Genomic DNA, 17,553 nt, shown 5'->3' with positions numbered 1-17,553 from the left:
GATGACCAGACTCGGTGTTCTTCTCTCCGGACGGGGATCGAACTTTCTCGCGATCGCGGAAGCCATTAACAATGGCTCCCTGCACGGCTGTGAGATCGTGCTCGTGCTCTCGAACAAAGCAGACGCGCCTGGAATCGATGCCGCCCGCCAACTGGGCCTGGAAGCCTATGCGATTCCCTCGAAAGGCATTCCGCGTCAGGAGCATGATCGCCAGATGATCGCGGCGCTGCAGGAGGCCAAGGTTGACCTCATCTGCCTGGCCGGCTACATGCGCATCATCTCGCCGGAGTTCATCGCGGCCTTCCCGAACCGCATTCTGAATATCCACCCCTCACTGCTGCCCGCCTTCCCGCGCCTGGACGCACWGGGACAAGCGCTGGAGTACGGTGCCAAAGTCGCAGGCTGCACCGTCCACTTCGTGGACGAGCAAGTGGACCACGGCACCATCATCGTGCAGCGCACCGTGCCGGTCCTCGACGACGATACGCACGACACACTGGCAGCCCGCATTCTGGAACAGGAACACCAGGCCTACGCGGAAGCCCTGCAGCGAGTCCTCTCCGGCGAGTACCGCATAGAAGGCCGCCGCTACATCCGCAAGTAAGCAAGCCCCTTCTATCAATCGGGTGCCCCACCCTCGCAACGCTAGGGTGGGCAAGGATGCCACAGGTGCCCAATTCCCCATACCCTGGGTGCCCCATATCTGCGAAGCAGATGTGGGAGTATCGAGCTCCGCTCGATCCGTTTGTCCAGTGGGATTTCTCAACCGTAATCAGCAAAACGGTTCGCGCATAGCGCGAATGCCCACATCTGCTTCGCAGATATGGGGCACCCAGGGTATGGCACTCTTTACCGCTTCCCCCAATTCATCAAAGGCAAAATGCTCGAATAATCATCCGTCCACGCAGTTGCCTTGATCTCCGGAAAACTCGACCGCGCAATCACCACATCCGTCTCCTGCTGAAAATCCTTGCGATTCGTCAGCAGTACCCATGTCGCGCTGTAATACCCCTTCTTCTCATCATTCGGAGTGCTGATCAGCACCGCATCCAGACCAGCCGTCTTCGCCAGCGCGGCTACTTCCGGTGCGAGATGCAGATACTGGTTCGAAACATGAAACGCGATAATGCCGCCCGGAGCCATATGCTTCCGGTACAACCCAAGTGCCTGCGTCGTGATCAGATGCAGCGGAATCGCATCGCCGGAGAACGCATCGATCACCAGGATGTCGAAGTTGTTCGGCGCCTCGTGCTGCAATGAGATCCGCGCATCTCCGGCAACGATAGGAATCTGAATTGGAGCATCGCGGAGATAGGTAAAGAGATTACGAGCAATCGGCTCGACCGCAGGATTGATCTCGTAGAAGCGATAGCGGTCACCCGGCTGCGCATACACCGCCAGAGAACCTGAACCCAGCCCAATCACACCCACTGACTTCGGCCGGCCGACGCAGCAGTAGCGCATTGCCAGGCCGATGCCGGAATCGGGCGAATAGTAGCTGACCGGAACCCGCGCATGATCGGGAGTGAAGATCTGCGTGCCGTGCTTAATCGTTCCGTTGTAGAGCGTGCGAAGTACACTCGCCGGAGGAAATGCTCCCTGCGTCACGCGCAACGGACCGTAGAAGTTGCGGACCTGGGCCATGCTTCCTGCCTGGAACGCCTGGTACTCCTTCCCGATAAGGAAGAGCAGCAGCACCGACGCCGTCGCCCACAGAAGGCGTTGCGCCCAGCCCCCCTGCCACAACGCAATGACGGCGACCGCCGCAGTGACAAAGAAGGAGATCGCCAGATCGTAGTTCGCCGCAAAGACCAGCGGACTCACAATGCCGATAAAGAAGGTTCCCGCGGCTCCGCCGGCCGAGAGCATCAGGTAGAACATCGTCGACTGCTGTGGGTCTTCCGGACGATGCAGATAAAGCTCGGCATGGCAGAAGTAGCAGGCCAGGAAGAGCTCAATCAAGTAGAAGCTGATGCTGAGCCAGATGGGAAAGGTAGCTCCCTCTTTCGTAAGTGTGTATGCCAACGCCGCCAGAAAGACGACCAGGAAACGAATCACCAGACCACGTTGGTAGAACTGCCCGAATTCAAACGCAACAATGAAACTGAGCAGATAGGCCGAGAGCGGGAGAATCCATAGCAACGGAATCGGTGCAATGTCCTGTGAGAGGTGCGCCGTCACCGCCGCAAGCTGCATGGAGGCAGCAAACGGCAACAGGAACCAGAGCACAAGCTTTCCGGTAGCCGGACGGGCTACCGGCTGGGCCGCTTCCTCCGTAACCACACCACTACCGCTCGCCGGAACCAGCATCGCGCAGAGCGCGGCATAGACAACGAATCCCGCAGCCCAGGAGATACGCTGCGTGTGCAGCGACATATGCGGCTCAATCAGGACGGGATATGCCAGCAGCGCCAGCAGGCTGCCGACGTTCGAAAGCGCAAACAGCCGGTACCGCACGCCTTCCCCTTCGCTCTTCGCCAGCCATACCTGCAGCAGCGGACTGGTGGCCGAAAGCAGCAGAAACGGCAGACCGATGCTGCTGCCGAGCGCCAGGAAGATGGTCGTAATGGGGTGCGAAAATGCCGTCGGCGACTCCGGAGCCGTCGAGACAAAGGCCAGCAGCACCGCCGCCGCCAACAGGCCAAGATGCACGCCACGCTGGATCCGTAGCCGCGTCAGCAAGTGGGCATAGCTGTAGCCGAACAGCAGAAGAAGCTGAAAGACGACCAGGCAGGTGATCCAGACGGCAGAGCTTCCGCCAAGGGAAGGAAGCAGTTGACGGGCAGCCAGAGGTTCTACAAGAAACAGCAGAAAGGCGCCGAGAAAGATGGTCAGGGCAAAGAGCGGACGCTTGGTCATGGGACGCGCAAATGGCGTGTCCCAGCCTATCATCCGGGGTCCGGGCGGCCGGCCAAGTAAAATAGAGCTGTCATGAAGATAGTCCTCGCCGAAAAAGTCTCGCCTGCTACCCTTGCTGTTTTTCAAGAAGAGCCCAACTGGCAGATCGTAACGCCGGACCAGATCAAGAATGGCCTTGCCGCTGAGCTCGCGGACGCTGATGCTCTCATCGTCCGCAGCGCCGTTCAGGCAGACGCCAAGCTGCTGGAGTCCGCTCCGAAGCTGCGCATCATCGGCCGTGCCGGTGTGGGCGTTGACAACATCGACGCCGATGCCGCCACCCATCGCGGCATCGTAGTAATGAATACGCCCGGAGCCAACGCCATCGCCGTGGCAGAGCTGACCATCGGCCTGATGATCACCATGGCGCGCTTCATCCCTCGCGCTAACGCCACCATGCACGCCGGCAAGTGGGACAAGAAGACCCTGCAGGGCCAGGAACTACGCGGCAAGACCCTCGGCATCATCGGCCTGGGCCGCATCGGCCAGGAAGTGGCGCGCCGCGCCCGCTCCTTCGGCATGGAGCTGATCGGCTACGATCCCTTCGTTGCTCCCGTCATCGCACGCGAGAACGGCGTCGGCCTCGCTCCTCTGGACGAAGTCTTCCGCAAGGCCGACTACCTGACGCTGCACGTAGGTCTGACACCGCAGACCGAAGGCCTGATCAATGCCACTTCGCTGGCGACCATGAAGAAGGGCGTTCGCATTGTGAACTGCGCCCGCGGCGAGCTGATCAATGATGCCGCTCTGGCTGAAGCCATTCAAGCCGGCAAGATCGGCGGCGCTGCCCTCGACGTCTTCTCGCAGGAGCCGTTGAAGGAGTCTCCATATCACGGCCTGGAGAACGTCATCCTCTCGCCCCACATCGGCGGATCGACTGATGAAGCCCAGGAAGCCATCGGTATTCAGCTTGCGCAGCAGGTACGCGATTACCTGAAGCTTGGCGTCGTGCAGAACGCCGTCAACTTCCCCTCGCTCACGCATGAGGAGTACCAGCAGGTCGCTCCCTATGTGGAGATGGCCGAGCGCCTGGGAGCCTTCCTTTCGCACGCCACCCCCGGGAACCTGGAGAACATCCAGATCAACTACGCCGGCCGTCTGGCACAGGGCAAGACCGAGCTGGTTCGCAACGCCTCCATCAGCGGCATTCTTGCCGATAGCGACAACGTGAACCGCATCAACGCGGCCGCGGTCGCGCAGGAACGGGGCATCCGCCTGCAGGAAGAGAAGAAAGAGTTCGCCTCCGGCGGCGCAGGCTCAGTGCTGAAGCTGACGCTGCACTCAGCCAGTGGCGTCTCCTCCGGCTCTGCAACGGTGCTGCATGGCAGCTCGCCGCGCCTGCTGAGCTTTGACGGCATCGACATCGAGGCTCCGCTCACCGGCACGCTCGTCGTCATCCGCAATCACGACGTCCCGGGCGTGATCGGCCGCATCGGCACCATCCTCGGCGAACACCGTATCAACATCGCGAACTTCGCCCTGGGCCGCAACGTCCGCTCGCAGAGCGTTCCGCAGGGTCAGGCCCTGGCCGTGGTGCAGATCGATGTACCCTCCGCCGCAGCCGCCAATGACGCACTGGCCGCACTGCGCAAGGTGGAGGCTATCGTCAGCGTTCGCCTGGTGGAGCTGGGTAAAATCTAACTATGCCGCTATACGAATACGAGTGCCAGCAATGCCGCCGGTACGTTGAGAAGATCCAGAAGTTCTCTGACCCGCCGCTGACCGAGTGCCAGCAATGCGGTGGCCGTCTGGAGAAGACCATCACAGCGCCCGCGGTGCAGTTCAAGGGCGGCGGATGGTACGCGGATCTCTACTCTTCCTCCAAGAAGAGTGGCGGTGCGGCGAAGTCTGAGTCCAGCACCACCACCAGCAGCGACTCGACCTCTTCCACGCCGGCGCCTGCTGCCACAACAACCTCCGATAAGAAATAAGAAAAGCCCGCCTTACCGGCGGGCTTTCTCTTGCAAGACAGAACTCAGGAACGCTTCTTCGGAACTTTCTTACCCGCCTTGCGGGCTTCTGAAAGTCCGATCGCGATGGCTTGCTTCCGGCTCGTGACCTTTTTGCCGCTGCGGCCACTCTTCAGCTTGCCGGCCTTCATTGCGCGCATCTCGGTCTCGACATTCTTACCCGCCGAAGGAGAGTACTTCCGCGTAGACGACTTCTTTGCAGCCTTCTTAGTTGCCTTTCTGGCGGCCTTCTTCACCGTGCTCTTCCGTGTGGTGCTCTTCTTGGCGGCCTTCTTCGTACTCTTCTTCGCTGCTTTCTTCGTTGCCTTCTTGGTTGCCATAATGAAACTATCCTCCCGCGCTATAAGAGTCAGGCAACCTGAAAGAGAGTTGTCCATCATTCCAGCATCTTCTGATACCTTCTGTATCCCCACAGCGACAGGATGATCGACGCGATGAAGGCAATGCCTTCAAGAACCCACTGCCACACACCAGGCGATCTCGTGAGCTCACCGCGCTGATGCGCCGCATAACTGCGCTGCACATCTTCCCGCAAGCCAGGAACAGTGATGATGCTGAAGTCTGCCGTTGGCAACGATCCAAAGACACGTTCGGGTGAAGGCGCCACACCGTCGCGGTCTTTCGGAATGGCAGCCATCAACACATTCACCTCCGCATCCTTCGCATCGTTGAAGAACTCTGTCTGCGCCGTATTCGGGAAGAGAGTCGTCTTTCCTGTCATCTTCAACTCAATCGCGGAAACAGCATCCTGGCAGACACCCAGCGTGTAATACCCACCAAAAGGAAGCTGAGGATTCGCCAGATGCAGCCGTGCATACGCGGCCGTGAAGCCGCCCAGCAGACGGATTACCTCGCGCGCCTGTGCACCCTCATACTCATGCGCGTGCCGGCCCATCACCCACGGCTGATTCAACAGATCGTTGGTGCGAAACTCCGCGCGGCCATCGATACCGAAGTAGAAGGTCACATCCGCATGCAGACGCGGCCCTTCTACCATCAACTCGTACTCCGCATGCGCAACCGGCACCAGGAGATGCCGCCTTCGCTGCCACCAGTGATCGGCAGGAACCAGAAGCTGTGAGTCCAGGAAGAAGGGCATCGTCACATCCTGGCCTTTGTAATGGAAGTGTCCGAAGTTGGCGAAGTAACGAACGTCCGAAACAGTAATCCGGTACCCGCTCGCAGCCAGCGCATCGATCAACTCTTCCGGCGTATCTGCAGTGCGTCCACCGAAGGTTGCTCTGAAACTCTGCGCATCATCGAGGCGGTTCAGAGATAGGCGATTCAACACCTCGGCCAGACGTTGGCTCTCAGCATGCAGAGGAGCAAGCTTCGGATCAGGCCCATCGCCCCGCGTGACCTCCGCACCAAGGTCGGTGACCTCCGCCTTCAACTCACCACGGTCAGAAGGCTTGTCGAGGTTTTCCGTCTCCGCCGCCTCAAGGGTGTACGGTCCCAGCGTGACCCACTGCGCAAGGGCTCGCGTTGCAGGTTTCAGCTTCTCACCGAAGATCCGGGTTCCCAGATCGACGGTGCCGTTAACACGGCCAATCGTCCATCCGGGAAAGCGGTCAAGACCGCTCCAGTCTTTTCCCAGGATCAGGCTGCGCAGCAGATCGAAGAGCTTCGGCGTCAGCACCGCGCCCGCCTTCTCTCCGCCGTTGATCGCAGCCAGCAGCTTCTCCGTGAAGCCAGGCTGAGCGGAGAGCTCCCGCATCATCTGCGAGAGCGGCACCGTGTTCGGCAATGTAGGAGCAGCCATGGTCTGAGCCGCCATCAGCGTACACGAGACAACCGCAAACGCCGCACCGCGTAAGAAAGCCACACTGCAACAGATACGCCGCATACCTGCTTTGGATGCGCGTCTACTGGTTGAGCTTCTTAATCACCAGCTCATTCAGCAACGCAGGATTCGCCTGTCCCTTGGACAAACGCATTACCTGACCGACGAAGAAGGCCGAAACAGTCGTCTTGCCGCCCTTGAACTGCTCCACCTGCTTCGGATTGGCGGCGATGACCTCATCGATCATCTTCTCGATGACCGACGTATCGGAGATCTGCTGCGGCTTCTCACGCTCGTAGACGACCGGGAAATCCTCACCCTTCTCAAAGCTTGTATCGAGCAACTGCTTGAGCATCTTGCTCGAAAGCTCACCGCTCTCTGCCAGGTCGGCCGCCATCGCCAGGCCCTTCATGCTGACCGGCGACTGCTCCAGCTCCAGACCGGCGGCATTCAAACGGCCAGTAAGTTCGCTGGTAATCAACGCGGCAACACGCTTGGGACTCTTCGATGCCTTGGCCGCAGCCTCGAACTGATCCGCGAACGACGCCGAAGCGGTCAGCGTCTCCGCATCCTTCTCCGTAATGCCGTACTCCGCAATCAAACGCGTACGCTTGGCCTCAGGCAGTTCCGGCAGGCCCTTCAGAATCTCGTTCTTCCACTCCTCACTGATGAGCAGTGGTGGCAGATCCGGCTCTGGGAAGTAGCGGTAGTCATGCGCCTGCTCCTTCGAACGCATGGAGTAGGTCACGCCCTCAGCGGAGTTGTACAGACGCGTCTCCTGCGCCACCTTGCCACCCGACTCCAGAATCTCAACCTGGCGCTCGATCTCATACTCCAGCGCCGAGCGGATGAAGCGGAACGAGTTGACGTTCTTCACCTCAGCCTTGGTGCCAAACTTGTCTGCGCCCTTCAGCATGATCGAGACGTTAGCGTCGCAACGCAGCGAACCCTCTTCCATGTTGCAGTCGGAGACGCCGGCGTACAGCAGAATCTCCTTCAGTTTCGTGAGGTAATCAAATGCTTCCTGCGGCGAACGGAGATCCGGCTCCGAAACGATCTCGATCAACGGCGTGCCGCAGCGATTCAGATCGATGTAGCTGCGCGTCACCGAGTCCGGAAAACCATCATGGATGCTCTTGCCCGCGTCCTCTTCCATATGCGCGCGGGTGATCCCGATACGCTTCAGGCCACCGTTGCCGTCTGGAATATCGAGATAGCCGTGCTCGCAGGTCGGCTTATCGTACTGCGAGATCTGGTAGCCCTTGGGCGAGTCCGGATAGAAGTAGTTCTTCCGCGCGAAGATGCTGACCGGGTTGATCTTGCAGTTCAGTGCCGCTCCCGTCAGGACAGCAAACTCTACCGCCTGCTCATTCAACACAGGCAGAGCTCCGGGCAGGCCAAGGCAGACCGGGCAGACGTGGGTATTGGGCTCGCCACCGTAGAGATTGACGCAGCCGCAGAATGCCTTCGTCTTGGTAAGAAGCTGGACGTGGACCTCAAGCCCGATCACGGGCTGGTACTTGGCGAGAACCTCGGGCGAAAGCGCGCTAGCTGTGGGCATCAGAACCAAATTTTATCAACTTAGGAGCCAAAGACGCGCTCGGGATGTGTCCGGGCGTACCGAACCCAGGCGCTATAGATTACCGACCTGTCATGTTCAGAGGAGTCGAGCCCCCACGCCCGTTTGTTGATCTTATCCGCCACCTTCCGCAGACCTTTCCGCTTCAATAGTCCATTCGGATCTTCTTCCGAAATTCGCTGGTGCAGTAGAGGCATCATCAATTCAGCCGCTTCGTGAAAACAGGCCCCTAGCTCCGGCAGGCCTAGTTCAAGCAGCCCCTCTTCCGTCTGGGCCACTAGTCCGGGTTCACCGAAATTGCCGAAGTGCCATGTAATGCTGTCGAGCGTCAGGCTCACATCAAGCCAATGTGTTGCGGCCATGGCTCTAAGTCCAACAGGAAGCGCCTCCAGACTTTGAGCAAAACTTCCATCAGTGCTGTAGGGATCACCGGAAACGCGAGCAGTCAGGATCTTCATGAGCTCCGCTAAGAAATCCTTGTCATCGCTTTGAAGGGCAGGCCACTGTTCTTCCGGAGAGCTCTGATCCATAGACCGAGTTTAGCCGACCGGCCAATCTATCTAAATCGCTCATTTTCAAACGTCTGCACATCACCACTGAGCGAATTACACTGGAAAGAGATGATTCTTCCATTTGTCCGCGAGCTGTTTGCGGAACTGGAACATACTGAGCCGTACGAACGTGTGCGCCGCCACCTGAGTGCCGGTGTGGGGCGTCGTCGTGTCTCTGGGCTCACCTTTACCGCTCGCGCCCTGTATCTGCCCTACTTCGTCCGCGCGAGCCACACCCCCTGCCTCGTCATCGTCCCCGACAACAAGGCCGCCGAAGCCCTGCACGGCGCCCTGATCGAGACCTGTGAGCTCACCGGAGCACTCGACCCCAAAACCGTCCTCCGCCTGCCCTCGCACGACGTACTCCCCTTCGAGAACCTCTCGCCGCACGCCGAGATCCAGGAGCAGCGCGCCGCCACCCTCTGGAAGATCGCCAGCGGCACCGCAAAGCTGGTCATCGCGCCCATGGAGTCGGCCTGCATGCGCCTCTTCTCCCGCGAGCACTATGCCGGCCTCGCCCTGCATCTGCGCCGCGGCGAAGAGCATATCCCAGAGATGCTGCTTGAACACCTGCTCTCCGTCGGCTACACCCGCGTCGACGTTGTCGAGATGCCCGGCCAGGTCACGCACCGCGGCGGCATCATCGACCTCTATTCGCCCGAGCAGGATCGCCCCGTCCGCATCGACTTCTTCGGCGACGAGATCGAGACGATCCGCAAGTTCGATCCGGAAACCCAGCGCAGTTCCACTCCACTCGAAGAAGCCCTGCTGCTGCCGCTTACCGAAACTCCGGTTACTGAGAAGCTCCTGACCGCCATCAATAACCGCCTCACCCGCGCAGGCGAGGCCGGAGCAGCCCTGGAGGGCAGCGAGCAGCCCCGCGAGCTCCGCACCACCTACGGCGAAGCCACCGTCTTCCCCGGATGGGAGTTCTACGCGCCGGTCGCCGGAGCCAACAGCGATCTCCTCGCCCTGCTCGGCCCCACCACGCGCGTCTTCGTCGAAGAGCCCGCCATGGTCAAAAACCAGGGTGAGCGCTGGTGGAACAAGCTGGAGCAGGCACACGACCGCGCTGCCATCGGCTCGCTGGTCCGCGCCGAAGATATCTATCTCTCACCCTGGGACCTGGAAGACCGCGTCCGCCGCATGCCCGGCATCGAGCTCGACCAGCTCGGCGCCGTCGATGTGCTGGACACACAGGTCGACGCCCTTAGCGGCATCGAGATACCCACCCGGCCCACAACCCGCTTCCACGGCTCGATTCCTGCTCTCGTAGAACAGCTTCGCTCCCTGATGAACCAGGACTCGCGCATCGTTCTCACCGCTCCCAACCAGGGCGAAGTCGAGCGCCTCGCCGGCCTGCTGCAGGAGTACAAGGTCCCGTACCGCATCGGCTCGCGCACACAGACCAGCAGCGGCTCGGCAACCATCTACGACGAGACCACCTACCTCTCCGGCAGCGCGAACACACCGGTCATCGTCCGCGCCGCCATCCTGAACGGCGTTCACGTCCTCGACCTCGACCAGGCCACCGCCCGCCAACTCGTCGTCTACGGAGCGCAGGACCTGCAGGACGAAGCCGACATTGCTCCGCGGCGCACCTTCAAAAAGTCCAAGACCTCCGCCTTCGTCTCCGACTTCCGCGACCTCGCCATGGGCGACTACGTCGTCCACGTGGAGCACGGCATCGCCCAGTACCAGGGCCTGCGCACCATCGATCAGGATGGCATTCCGCTCGAGCTCATGATCCTTGAGTTCGCCGAGGGAGCCAAGCTCTACGTCCCCCTCACGCGGCTCGACCTGATCCAGAAGTACCGCTCTACTGATACCGGTCCGGCTCCCGAGCTCAACCGCCTGGGCAGCCAGCAGTGGGCCAAGACCAAAGCGCGCGTCAAGAAGGCCATGCAGGACATGACCGACGAGCTGCTGAAGCTCTATGCGCAGCGCAAAGCCGCGCAGGGCTTCGCCTTCTCGCCGGACAGCAACCTCATGCGCGAGTTCGAAGACGCCTTCGACTACAACGAGACCGACGATCAGCTCTCCGCCATCGCCGACATCAAGCGCGACATGGAGACAACCCAGCCCATGGATCGCCTGCTCTGCGGCGACGTCGGCTACGGCAAGACCGAAGTCGCCATGCGCGCCGCCTTCAAGGCCGTGCAGGACTCGAAGCAGGTGGCCGTGCTCACACCCACCACCGTGCTCAGCTTCCAGCACTACGAGAGCTTCAAGAAGCGCTTCGCCAAGTTCCCCGTCACCGTCGAGATGATCTCGCGCTTCCGCACCGCAAAGGAACAAAAGAAGATCGCGGAAGACGCCGCCGCCGGCAAGATCGACATCCTGATCGGCACCCATCGCCTGCTCTCCAAGGACCTGGCGTTCCAGGACCTCGGTCTGCTGATCGTCGATGAAGAACAGCGCTTTGGCGTGCGCCACAAGGAACGCATGAAGCAGTTCCGCGCGCATCTTGACGTGCTCTCCATGTCGGCCACGCCTATCCCCCGCACATTGCACATGTCGCTCGTCGGTCTGCGCGATATGAGCGTCATCGAGACGCCGCCCAAAGACCGCATGGCCATCCAGACCATCGTCGCCAAGTTCGACGAGAAGATCGTGCGCACGGCCATCGAGATGGAGCTCGAGCGTAGCGGCCAGGTCTACTTCGTCCATAACCGCGTCGAAACTATCTACGATATCGCCTCGCGGATCCGCGAGCTGACGCCGCAGGCACGCGTGGTCGTCGCTCACGGACAGATGGGCGAAGCCGAGCTTGAGCGCGTGATGCTTGCCTTCATGCATCACGAGTACGACGTACTCGTAGCCACCAGCATCATCGAGAACGGCCTCGATATCCCACTGGCGAACACCATCCTGATCAATCGTGCCGACCGTCACGGTCTCAGCGAGCTCTACCAGCTCCGCGGCCGTGTAGGCCGTTCGAACCGTCGCGCTTACTCCTATCTCCTGATTCCACCGGAGACCGAGCTCACCGAAGTAGCCCGCCGCCGTCTGGCCGCATTGAAAGAGTTCTCCGACCTCGGCGCAGGCTTCAAGATCGCCGCACTCGACCTGGAGCTGCGCGGCGCAGGTAACATGCTTGGCGGCGAGCAGAGCGGCCACATCGAAGCCATCGGCTTCGAGATGTACACCTCCATGCTCGAAGAAGCCGTCGCCAAGATGAAGGGCGAGGAGAAGCAGGAACGTCAGCCCGTCCAGCTCAACCTCGGCATCTCGCTACGCATCGACAGCGACTATATCGAAGAAGAGAATCAGCGCCTGCGCATGTACAAACGCATCGCCGGGGCCGCCAACGATGCTGAACTCGCAGACGTCCGCGCCGAGCTGATCGACCGCTACGGCACCCTGCCCGACTCCGTGCTCAACCTGCTCTCCGCCGCTGAGCTGCGCCTGACGGCGGAACGTCTCTGCGTCTCCCAGATCGACCGCAAGCGCACGCAGATCGAGATCGCCAGGAAGAAGGAAAACGTAGAGATGCTGCACGTCCGCTTCGATCCGAAGAGCATGATCGACCCAGGCGAGCTGATGAAGCTGGTAGCCCGCTACGCCAAACGCGGAGCCCAGTTCTCTCCCCAGGGCGTTCTGCGCTGGCCGCTCAGTTCCGCCAAAGCGGAAGACGTACTGGCCGAAACCCGCTCCCTGCTGGAACAACTGGTCCTCCGCCCGGCGTAGCAGCGACCAAAACCCGCAGCTGGGAGTGTCAACAAATCTGTAACCCATACACTGGGTGCCCCATCCATTGCGCTAAACGATGGGTGGGATATCGGCGGGTGCCCCACATACGCGAAGCTTATGTGGGAGTATCGAGCGTTAGCTCGATCCGTCTTTTTGTGTGTCATTTCGTAGCGCCGGGGTCCCCGACCAGCTTGCTGGTTGGGGTGGTCGATCAACGGGAGCGGAGAAATCTGCTTCTCTACCCTTACTTTTCCTTGTGCAGCAAGGATAAAAACCGATCGCGCAAAGCGCGATCCCAACCAGCAACCAGGAACTAGCAACCAGCAACTGCCTCCCCGCAGTAAACTGCAATGCAGCAAGGAACCACTCCCTCAGGACGACTTCTACCGATGAAGAAACTCGCCATCCTCGCTCTCGGAGCCGCTATGACTACCGCCGCCGCACCCGCGCAGAAGATCTCCTCCGACGGAGCGCAGCAGACCTTCCGTTTCTACGTCGACCAGTACTTCGATGACGTCTTCAACTTCACGCCGACCTACGGCACCCAGGCCGGCTTCCACCAGTACGACGGCCGCCTCGAAGACTACTCCGCCGCCGCTGTTCAGACGCAGATCAAATCCATGCGCGAGTGGCAGAAGAAGTTTGAAGCAGTGCCCCCCGACGGCCTCGATGGCTCTGTCGCCGACGATCGCCAGGTCCTGCTGAACAACATCGAGTCCAACCTGCTCTCGCTCGAGACCATCCGCATGTGGGAGAAGAACCCGGACAACTACTCCTCCGGCATCACCAACAGCATCTTCGTCCTGATGAGTCGCGACTTCGCTCCCGTGGACACACGTCTTCGCGCCGCCGTAGAGCGCGAGAAGCTGATGCCCCAGGTCTTTCTGGAAGCACGCAAGAACCTGAAGAATCCTCCGAAGATCTACACCGAGATCGCCATCGAGCAGATCCCCGGCATCGTCTCGTTCTTCGAAAACGACGTCCCCTTGGCCTTCAGCAAAGCTACCAACGCGGAGACCAAGGCCGACTTCGCCAAATCCAACAAGGCTGTTATCGACGCCCTGAAGAGCTACGGCGACTGGCTGAAGAGCGACCTGCTGCCCCGCTCCAACGGCGACTTCCGCTTTGGTGAAGCGACCTTCCGCAAGAAGCTGGCTCTGGATGAAATGGTCGACCTGCCGCTGGACAAGCTGGTCGAGATCGACATGGCCAATATGCGCGCCAATCAGGCTGAGTTCGCACGCATCGCCAAAGAGCTCGATCCCGCCAAAACACCCGAGCAAGTACTTGCCGAACTGGGTAACATTCACCCGGCTCCGGACAAGCTGCTGAACGCCTTTCAGGACACCTTCAACTCGCTGATCAGCTTCACCCGCGCGAAGAAGATCATCACCATTCCCAGCGATGTTCAGCCCACCCTGGAAGAGACTCCGCCTTTCATGCGCGCCACCACCTTCGCCAGCATGGACTCGCCCGGCGCCTACGAGAAGAACTCGACCAAGGCTTACTTCAACGTCACCCTGCCTGAAAAAGACTGGACCGCCGCGCACGTTGCCGAACACATGGCCAGCTTCAACATCGGCACCATCATCTCTACCGCTGTGCATGAGGCCTATCCCGGCCACTACGTGCAGTTCCTGTGGCAGTCACAGTTCCCGTCTAAGGTCCGCAAGCTGACCATGTCTGCCAGCAACGTCGAAGGTTGGGCTCACTACACGGAGCAGATGATGCTGGACGAAGGCTACGGTCAGCCCGGTGCCGGCGCGAAGGATGACCGCGAAGCGAAGCTCATCCGGCTCGGCCAGTTGCAGGATGCCCTTCTCCGCAACGCCCGCTTTATCGTCGGCCTGAAGATGCACACCGGCCAGATGACCTTCGACCAGGGCGTGGACTTCTTCGTGAAGGAGGGCTACCAGTCACGCGCCTCCGCCATGGTGGAGACCAAGCGCGGCACCGCGGATGCGCTCTACATGTACTACACGCTGGGCAAGCTGGAGATTCTGAAGCTGCGCGACGACGTGAAGAAGAAGCAGGGAGCTGCCTTCAGCCTGGAGAAGTTCCACGACGACCTGATGCGCCAGGGGCCGGTGCCCATCAAGATCATCCGCAAGAGCATGCTCCACGACAACTCTCCAGTGCTCTAAGCTGCATCGACGCACTCGATATAACCCATGCACCGGGTGCCCCATGTCCCCTTAGGGACATGGGCCCGGCCTTCACTCTCCCGAGCACTTAAATAGATCTTTCTGAACGATCGGTTGGAGTAAAAGAAAAGACGGTCGCGCGAAGCGCGATACCCCACGCCAAACCCAGCGAACAAGTTCGCCGGGGATCCACCCTTTCGCAATAGGATCGCGAAGAATGGGGCAAGGAGACTATGCCGTTTCCATGTCGATATTGCCTATGTACCGGTTCGTAATCCTCTCAGGCTGCTCAGGAGGAGGAAAATCGTCGCTCCTCGAAGAGCTCGCGCGCAGAGGCTACAGCGTTGTCGAAGAGCCCGGCCGCCGGATTGTCCGGGAAGAGACAGAACAAGGAGGGTTGACGTTGCCATGGATGGACGTGGCAGCGTTCCTCCGCCGCGCAATCGCCATCTCTCTCGCTGATTGCGACGCGGCCCCATCGCAGGATTGGGTCTTCTTCGATCGTGGACTAATCGACGCAGCCTCAGCGCTGCGGCATGTCACTGGCGAACCTGTCCTGGAAGAACTCGGCCCGAAACATCGTTACCATCCACAGGTGTTTCTTGCGCCTCCCTGGCCGGAGATCTACGGAACCGATGCGGAGCGCCGCCACAGCTTTGACGAAGCGGTAGCCGAATATGACAGATTGCTTAAGACTTACCCAATCCTGGGTTACGAGGTCATTCTGCTGCCGAAGGTCGGCATCCGCGAACGTGCAGATTTCGTGATCGAAACGCTGCAACGTAGCTCAAAAACCTCGGAAAATCCTCGCGCTGCGGACAAACGGCAATGCAGCCCGGACGCATCGTAATTGATATAAACGTCTACGCCTAATTGATTTGGTACGATGACGGTACTCAAGTAACGATAAGGACACTTTTTCGCTCATGGCATTCATGAAAGTCCGTAAAGCAGTTTTTCCAGCCGCAGGTATGGGCACCCGTTTCCTTCCTGCAACCAAAGCCACTCCCAAAGAGATGCTGCCGCTCGTCGACAAGCCACTGATCCAGTACGGCGTTGAAGAAGCCGTCGCCGCCGGTTGCGAAGAGATCATCATCGTCACCGGCCGTGGCAAAACCACCATGGAAGACCACTTCGATAAGTCTGCCGAGCTGGAAGCCTCTCTCGAAGCTCGCGGCAAGACTGCTCTGCTCGAAGTCGCCCGCTCCGTCTCGAAGCTGGCAAAGATTACCTACACCCGTCAGGCTGAAGCCCTCGGCCTCGGTCACGCTGTCCTCCAAGCCAAGGCACTGGTCGGAGATGAGCCCTTCGCGGTCATCCTGCCCGACGATATCGTCGATGCCAACGTCGCCTGCATGAAGCAGATGGTGGATGCCTTCAACGAAACACAGGCCTCCATCCTGGGCTCCGAAATCGTGGAGGGTGATGCCATCTCTGCCTACGGTTGCCTGGACTGCACCCCCGACGCAAATAACCCGAAGCTGCTCGCTGTAAAGGACATGGTCGAAAAGCCTAAGCCCGGCACCCAGCCGAGCCAGAACGCCATCATCGGCCGCTACATCCTGACACCGCGCATCTTCGAGATGCTTGAGACCATCACCCCCGGTGCGGGCGGCGAGCTGCAGCTCACCGACGGCATCAAGGCCCTGCTGCAGTACGAAAAGGTCTACGGCTTCACCTACGAAGGCAAGCGCCACGATGCCGGCGACAAGCTCGGTTTCCTGAAGGCCACCGTAGAGTTCGCCCTCAAGCACGATGATCTCGGACCGAAGTTCCGCGAGTGGCTGAAGACGTTCCCCATCTAGTTGCTGGTTCCTGGTTGCTAGTTGCTGGTTGAAAACGAAGGGCGCGGCTTATGGCCGCGCCCTTCTTCCTTTTTTGTCATTTCGTAGCGGAGCGGAGAAATCTGCTTCTCTGCCAGAGAACTTCAGGGAGTAGAAAACTAGCAACTAGGAACCAGCAACTAGCAACTGCTTCTCAAATTCCTTCTCTTTCCCATCCACATACGCCTTATACCCCGCCGAGTCGACCCACGCCTTCACACCTTCCGTCTTCGAACGCGGGTACTTTTCTTCCAGCCCATAGTACTGGCCATGCGCTCCCAGAAAGATGTCGCAGGGCAGCGAATGCAACACGGCATAACTCTTACGCAGATCGCTCACGATCTGCGGATACACCTTGTTGCCCACCAGCTCATACCCGGCATCGCCAAAGTTGGCGCCACCCGCGCCGACAATCACCACGTTGTAGTTCTTACCGCCCTCACTGACCTGCATCGTGAAGGTAGTGCAACCGCGCGTATGTCCCGGAGTCTTGTGGGCCACCAACTTCACTCCGCCTAACTGCACCAACTCGCCGTCATGCAGCACCTTGTCCACATGTGCCGGCGGAAACTGGTACTTCGGAGCAGAGTAAGCAAAGTCCTTCTTACCGCCCGACTCAGCCAGATCCACATCGCCATCCATCACCAGGAACTTCGCTCCTGTCTCCTTCACCACCTGCGCCGCAGCTCCCACATGGTCGAAGTGCGCCTGGCTTGAGAGCAACAGCTTGGTGTCTGTCCACTTGAAGCCCAGTGCAGCGACGTTCTCTTTCACGAGCTTGATCTCGTCCTGATCGCCGACATTCAACAGAATGTTGCCTTGCGGCGTCACGATAAGAAACGCCGCCTCAAAACTGTCGCCAACGTAATAGAGATTCCCCGCAATCTTGTGCGGAGGAAAGTTCGGATACACAGCGGCATGCGCGCACAACGAGCACACAAACAGGGCGCCAAAAAGGGCGAGGCGACGGATCATGCGCCTAGCCTACGCCCGCTGCAAGCAAAGGTTGTATTAACCCTGCTGATGCTCCGGTGGATAACATCTGTGGATTTAAAGCATTTCCCTGTTACGGGGTATCCCGAAAGGAGCGTACAGCGGCGTTTTCATTGAGG

Annotated in this window: 13 protein-coding genes; 7 read left to right on the top strand and 6 right to left on the bottom strand. The window is 59.8% G+C overall.

The features are described 5' to 3' along the window. Window position 1: 1 nt before the first annotated feature. The gene (purN, locus tag AB4Y89_RS13380) at window positions 2-604 is read left to right on the top strand and encodes a phosphoribosylglycinamide formyltransferase (protein ID WP_442301432.1); all 603 of its coding nucleotides are present in this window, start codon (window positions 2-4) and stop codon (window positions 602-604) included. Window positions 605-849: 245 nt separating this feature from the next. On the opposite strand, the gene AB4Y89_RS13375 is transcribed toward purN, so the two are convergent. Further along, complete coding sequence (locus AB4Y89_RS13375; protein WP_442301431.1) at window positions 850-2,859, bottom strand: spermidine synthase; 2,010 nt, start codon at window positions 2,857-2,859, stop codon at window positions 850-852. 72 nt (window positions 2,860-2,931) lie between these two features. On the opposite strand from AB4Y89_RS13375, the gene serA reads away from it, so the two are divergent. Both serA and AB4Y89_RS13365 read left to right on the top strand, forming a co-directional pair. Continuing rightward, window positions 2,932-4,539 (top strand): phosphoglycerate dehydrogenase, encoded by a 1,608-nt coding sequence (gene serA, locus AB4Y89_RS13370; protein WP_442301430.1) that lies wholly within the window; start codon window positions 2,932-2,934, stop codon window positions 4,537-4,539. A 2-nt stretch (window positions 4,540-4,541) separates the two neighbouring features. Then, entirely contained in the window at window positions 4,542-4,829 is a 288-nt protein-coding gene (locus AB4Y89_RS13365) for an FmdB family zinc ribbon protein (protein ID WP_442301429.1), read from the top strand. Window positions 4,830-4,873: 44 nt separating this feature from the next. Here AB4Y89_RS13365 and AB4Y89_RS13360 read toward each other — a convergent pair whose 3' ends face one another. From AB4Y89_RS13360 to AB4Y89_RS13345, 4 genes are read right to left on the bottom strand one after another with little or no spacing between them, the layout of a single operon-like run. Further along, window positions 4,874-5,188, bottom strand: coding sequence for a DUF6496 domain-containing protein (locus AB4Y89_RS13360; protein WP_442301428.1), 315 nt, complete (start codon window positions 5,186-5,188; stop codon window positions 4,874-4,876). Between the two features lie 56 nt (window positions 5,189-5,244). After that, the gene (locus AB4Y89_RS13355) at window positions 5,245-6,714 is read right to left on the bottom strand and encodes a hypothetical protein (protein WP_442301427.1); all 1,470 of its coding nucleotides are present in this window, start codon (window positions 6,712-6,714) and stop codon (window positions 5,245-5,247) included. Between the two features lie 19 nt (window positions 6,715-6,733). Then, window positions 6,734-8,212: an Asp-tRNA(Asn)/Glu-tRNA(Gln) amidotransferase subunit GatB gene (gene gatB / locus AB4Y89_RS13350; protein ID WP_442301426.1), complete on the bottom strand. Its 1,479-nt coding sequence runs from the start codon at window positions 8,210-8,212 to the stop codon at window positions 6,734-6,736. A gap of 20 nt (window positions 8,213-8,232) precedes the next feature. Beyond that, on the bottom strand, window positions 8,233-8,688 hold the full coding sequence (locus tag AB4Y89_RS13345) for a hypothetical protein (protein WP_442301425.1): 456 nt from the start codon (window positions 8,686-8,688) through the stop codon (window positions 8,233-8,235). Window positions 8,689-8,850: 162 nt separating this feature from the next. On the opposite strand from AB4Y89_RS13345, the gene mfd reads away from it, so the two are divergent. From mfd to galU, 4 genes are all read left to right on the top strand, one after another. Continuing rightward, a complete protein-coding gene (gene mfd / locus AB4Y89_RS13340; protein ID WP_442301424.1) occupies window positions 8,851-12,471 on the top strand; it encodes a transcription-repair coupling factor in 3,621 nt (1,206 codons plus the stop codon). 392 nt (window positions 12,472-12,863) lie between these two features. After that, on the top strand, window positions 12,864-14,618 hold the full coding sequence (locus tag AB4Y89_RS13335; RefSeq protein WP_442301423.1) for a DUF885 domain-containing protein: 1,755 nt from the start codon (window positions 12,864-12,866) through the stop codon (window positions 14,616-14,618). Window positions 14,619-14,862: 244 nt separating this feature from the next. Continuing rightward, window positions 14,863-15,468 carry an AAA family ATPase gene (locus AB4Y89_RS13330; RefSeq protein ID WP_442301422.1) on the top strand — a complete coding sequence of 202 codons (606 nt, stop codon included), beginning with the start codon at window positions 14,863-14,865 and terminating at the stop codon, window positions 15,466-15,468. A gap of 76 nt (window positions 15,469-15,544) precedes the next feature. Further along, window positions 15,545-16,423 (top strand): UTP--glucose-1-phosphate uridylyltransferase GalU, encoded by an 879-nt coding sequence (galU, locus tag AB4Y89_RS13325; RefSeq protein ID WP_442301421.1) that lies wholly within the window; start codon window positions 15,545-15,547, stop codon window positions 16,421-16,423. A 144-nt stretch (window positions 16,424-16,567) separates the two neighbouring features. Here the strand turns inward: galU and bla are convergent, their stop codons facing one another. Beyond that, the gene (gene bla / locus AB4Y89_RS13320; protein WP_442301420.1) at window positions 16,568-17,416 is read right to left on the bottom strand and encodes a subclass B3 metallo-beta-lactamase; all 849 of its coding nucleotides are present in this window, start codon (window positions 17,414-17,416) and stop codon (window positions 16,568-16,570) included. Window positions 17,417-17,553 lie beyond the last annotated feature (137 nt).

The organism is Terriglobus sp. 2YAB30_2 (assembly GCF_052114765.1).
GTDB lineage: Bacteria > Acidobacteriota > Terriglobia > Terriglobales > Acidobacteriaceae > Terriglobus.
Note: the sequence above shows the minus strand (reverse complement) of the source record. Positions and strands in the feature narration are given on the sequence as shown.